Origin of the sequence: Rhodosalinus sp., assembly GCF_046542825.1 — a bacterium.
GTDB lineage: Bacteria > Pseudomonadota > Alphaproteobacteria > Rhodobacterales > Rhodobacteraceae > Rhodosalinus.
In genome coordinates, this window is the sequence record NZ_JBKHAQ010000184.1 from 1 (window position 1) to 2,737 (window position 2,737).

Annotated in this window: 3 protein-coding genes; 1 reads left to right on the top strand and 2 read right to left on the bottom strand. The window is 71.5% G+C overall.

All coding sequences use genetic code 11. From position 1 onward, the window contains the following. Positions 1-279: hypothetical protein (locus tag ACLFOB_RS14805; RefSeq protein WP_410926588.1), on the top strand; the 279-nt coding region annotated here is incomplete at its 5' end. A gap of 14 nt (positions 280-293) precedes the next feature. Here the strand turns inward: ACLFOB_RS14805 and ACLFOB_RS14810 are convergent. Next, complete coding sequence (locus ACLFOB_RS14810) at positions 294-1,934, bottom strand: hypothetical protein (protein ID WP_410926589.1); 1,641 nt, start codon at positions 1,932-1,934, stop codon at positions 294-296. Between the two features lie 45 nt (positions 1,935-1,979). Then, positions 1,980-2,462, bottom strand: coding sequence for a hypothetical protein (locus ACLFOB_RS14815; RefSeq protein ID WP_410926590.1), 483 nt, complete (start codon positions 2,460-2,462; stop codon positions 1,980-1,982). Between the last annotated feature and the right edge of the window lie 275 nt (positions 2,463-2,737).

Below are 2,737 nucleotides of genomic sequence, written 5' to 3' on the forward strand. Positions count from 1 at the left end.
CGCGGCACTTCTGAGACCGACTACCGGCTCGCCTCGCGCGGCGCGTCGGGCGATTTCCTGATCTGCTTCGACACGGGCAATGTGCGCCGGGTCGCCGTCAGCGTCGGGGACGAACTCAGCGTGTTGTCGCGGGGCGCCTGCACGGTCTTTGCGCCGACGGGCGAGAACGGTATCGTGCTGGACTTCGCCGCCGACGAAGGGGGCGCATCTGATCGCAGTGTCGCGGTCGGCACGTTCCGCGTGATCCTGCCGCCCGAAGAACAGCCGGCCGAGGAATAGCGGGACCGCGCGGCTCAGCGCGGCGCCTCCAGGGTCAGGCCGCCGCTCTCGTCGCGGCTGATCTGCTGGACGAGTTCCGCCACCTCCGCGCCGTCGGAGCGGACCAGGGTGAGCAGCACGAGATCGCCTTCCGGCAGGTCCGCCGCCGATAGCGTGCCGCCGAAACTGCGCGCGGCAAGCGGCATCAGCGGCGCCTGCACGTCGCTGGACAGATCGACGGTCATGACCGGCGCGCCCGCCGCGTCCAGGACGCTGACCTCGACCTCGGGTCGCAGGAGGACATCGCCCGTATTCGTCGCGCGCAGGCTCAGCGCATAGGTTTCGGCGCTTTCGGTCGTGGCGAGCCGGACAGGCTCCACCGCCAATGCGCGCCGATCCTCGCCGCCCTGCCGCGCGACTTCGACAAGCCCGGCCGCGGTGCCCGCCCGCTGTCCGTCGAGATAGTCGGCGACAAGCGACAGCGCGGCATAATGGTTCTGCTGCTCCGCCTCGGCGTCGGGAAAGCGGGCAATCAGCCGCAGGTTCCGTGTCTGCCCGGGGCGCAGGACGAAGTTGTCCGGCTGCACCTCGATCCAGTCCGCGGCCGACAGGTCGGTGTCGCGCACCGTGGCGGTGGCGCGGCCGGCCATGCTGTCGGGCAGGGCGACATCGATCCGCACCTCGACGGGATCGATGGCGGGATTGGTGACCGCAACGCGGCCGCTGCGCGTGGCGCCCGGCTGATAGGCGAACTCGAAGACCGAGGGTTCGACCCCCAGGTCGATGTCGGTGGCGAGCGCCTGCACCTCCGGGTGCCCCTCGAAGGCGATCTCGCGCCGCAGGGGCGCCGTGCGGCGGCCGTCGACGTAAAGCTCCCCGCGCACGCGGTAATCGCCGGTGGGCAGCAGGCGGCCCAGCTCGACCGGCAGGGTGATCGCGGTTTCGGGCAGCAGCCGGGTCTGGGGTATCTCCACCCGGCGCACCTGTCGCCAGGCGTCGTCCTCGACCTTGACGTCCAGCCAGAGGTCGCCGCGCAGGCTCGAGAAGGTGCCGCCGTTGTTCTCGATCAGCGTGTCCACCATGGTTCCCAGCGGAAGCGTGTCGCCGGCGCCGTCCTCCGGCCCCTCGGGCATGCGGTAGCGCAGGCTTGCATCGGCCAGCCGCACGTCCTGCCGCGCCGGGCGCCCCTCGATCCCGAGGATGATGGGGACCAGGACGCGCAGCGTCAGGCGCAGGCCCTCCTGCCCCTCGGGCGGCGGTGCACTTAGCAGCAGGCCGGCCGCGTAGCTGCCGCGCGCGGCGAAGGGCACCTCCAGGTTCACCTCGACAAGGCTTGGCTCGCGCGCCTCCAGGGTCACCTCCGGCGGCACCTCGATCCACGTCGCGGCTGACCGCTCGGGCACGGTGGCGGGGTCGAAGGCCACGCCGCGGAACGCGCCCTGCGGGGATTGCGCAAGCTGCACGACGTCGATCCGGATGGTGCGCCCCTCGAGCTGCGAGGTTGGCGTGATCTCGATCGGGATCAGCACGTCGCTGCCCGGCGGCACCTCTCCGTCCACGAAGAGCGGGCGGACCTGAAAGCCCTGTGCGCCCGCGCGCTCGGCCAGCGCCCCAAGCGTCAGGGCAGCTGCGATGACAAGCGTGACAAGTCGCACGGAAAAGGCCCCTTCGATCATGCTGCGCTGCGGGAATAGCCTGTGCCCGACGATGCGTAAAGCCCGTCAGAACGGCTGGATCGTGATGACCGCCTCCAGGCTGTAGGTGCCCGCCGGCGCCACGCCGGAAGGGTGGTCGGTGTAGCGCGCCGCGATGTCCGCGCCCAGGCCCCATTGCATCTGGCCGAACCGTCCCGGCGCCTCCAGGAAGCCGTCGGGCGACTGGACGACCGTGTCGTTGTTGGACGGCGTCTCGGGCGTGGGATCGAGCCAGAGCCGCCCGCCGATGCGGTGGCTGCCGTCTGAAAATTCCGCCTGCCGGAAATCCTGCGGCGCGGGCGGGCCGGGCCGCCAGGTGGGAAAGCGCACGTCGAGCGCGTAAGGCATCGTGGCAAGGATGCGGATGCGCGCGCTCTGCCCGGTGGTGGAGTTGATGTCCTCTCCCGTCGGGTTGCGCACTGTATAGGTGATCTCGTCATCGAGGAAGCGGGCGATCACGAAGCCGCGGCCGCGGCCCAGCAGAACGATGGTGTCGTCGTCGCGCCGCAAGTGGCCGGGGGGCCAGGATTCGCGGTCGCTTTCTGCGAAGGGGTCCTCGTCACGATCACCCGGCCCCGCCCAGGGTGGCGGGCCGCCCGGACCGGCCGAGGGCGGAGGGCCGCCGTCTCCGGCCCCGTCGGGTGGGCCACCCGACCCCGGCGGCCCGCCGCGCCCCGCGCCCTGCGCCGCAACGGACGACGCCGCAACCGCGAGCGCGACGGCCGCGAGGGCAGAGGCCAGAGGTGTTCCAGAGATCATTCGCTTCCCATGCCGGCGCGATCACA